The sequence below is a fragment of the Pseudomonas sp. 2995-3 genome (assembly GCF_002742565.1).
GTDB lineage: Bacteria > Pseudomonadota > Gammaproteobacteria > Pseudomonadales > Pseudomonadaceae > Aquipseudomonas > Aquipseudomonas edaphica.
In genome coordinates, this window is record NZ_LJSB01000277.1 from 1 (window position 1) to 273 (window position 273).

The 273-nt window shown below is 33.0% G+C and carries 1 protein-coding gene; it reads left to right on the forward strand.

Going from position 1 to position 273, the window contains the following annotated elements:
* Positions 1 to 273: hypothetical protein (locus tag AOA62_RS32275; protein WP_218244182.1), on the forward strand; the 273-nt coding region annotated here is incomplete at both ends.

Genomic DNA, 273 nt, shown 5'->3' on the forward strand with positions numbered 1-273 from the left:
GGTAATATATATCCTAACAATGTATCCGGTCCTATTTTAGATAGGTTTATTAAGGAACAATCGGGAACCAATGTTCCTAAAGGAATAATTCCCAATTATGAAATACCTACATTAAGAGATGATCAATGGTATTTCAATAATGGATACTCAAATGGTGGAGCACTTAGTAATGATCGAAAAAAAATATTTACTCAAGGAGATTATTCCTTCTCTCATTGGGATTCATTTGATGATGTAGTAATCGTAAGTAAGACGGGGGATATCACTCTATCT